The sequence below is a fragment of the Leucobacter sp. M11 genome (assembly GCF_035726885.1).
In the GTDB taxonomy this organism is placed as follows: Bacteria; Actinomycetota; Actinomycetes; order Actinomycetales; family Microbacteriaceae; genus JAPFRB01.
Genome location: NZ_JAPFRB010000004.1, coordinates 103565 through 104544, shown reverse-complemented (window position 1 = coordinate 104544; position 980 = coordinate 103565). Strand labels below are relative to the sequence as shown.

1 protein-coding gene is annotated in these 980 nt (G+C 70.0%); it reads left to right on the top strand.

The window, feature by feature from the left end; translation table 11 throughout:
* Positions 1–843: HNH endonuclease signature motif containing protein (locus OOT08_RS12470; protein WP_325093063.1), on the top strand; the 843-nt coding region annotated here is incomplete at its 5' end.
* Positions 844–980 lie beyond the last annotated feature (137 nt).

Genomic DNA, 980 nt, shown 5'->3' with positions numbered 1-980 from the left:
GTCGCTGACCCCGAGGCGAGAACCGTGACTCATGCCGGTGTGCGCTTTGAACCGGTCCCCGGCGAAGATCCGAAAGGCCTGAGCGGCATCGATGCCGCTCCCTCCCTCGACGACCGCACCCCGGCCCAGCGCGCCCTGGACCGCCTCATCGACGGCATCCGTGCGCACCTCGCCGAGCGCAACGCAGGAGTGGCTACCGGGGCGAGCACCCTCGTGAACATCCACGTCAGCGCCGAATCCCTCCAGGACGGCACCGGACCTTCGTGGGCGGACGGCATCTTCGCGCCGCTCTCCGCGGAGACCGCGCTCCGGGAGCTCTGCGACGGCAAGTACGCCATCACCGTCTTCGGAACAACCGGTGCCGTCCTCGCGCAAGGGCGCGCGCAACGCCTGTTCACCCCGGCCCAGAAGCTCGCCCTGGCCGCCCGGGACGGCGGCTGCGTCTGGCCCGGCTGCGACGCCCCGCCCACCGACTGCGACGCCCACCACGTGATCCCGTGGAGCGAACACCATTTGAACGGGCCAACCGACATCACAAACGGGGTGCTGCTGTGTCGTTTCCACCATCGGCGCATCCATGAACACGCGCGGGACGGCCTGGGTGCGGAGCACCGCTGGACGATTCGGATGATCCGGGAACTGCCGCATTTGATTCCACCGGTGCGGCTGGACTGGAACCGCACCCCGCGCCCGCTCGGCAGGCGACGCACGGGCAGGCGGCGGGCCGGATCCCGGAGCGGGGCCGGACGCGACGCCAGCTCAACGAGGGAGTCCACCAGCGCCCGCTTCACGGCGAAAAAGGGGCAAACAGAACCGCAATCTGCCCGGATCACCGCTCGATGACCGGCACGCCTTTCGACACGGCCCAGCCATTTCAGCGGCAGTGCGTCCGCACGCCAGATGGGTCCAGGCCGACCCTGATAACCCGCAGGCCCGCTCACCGCGGTGCTGCATCGTCCCCCCAGCTCCCCCCAGCCCAT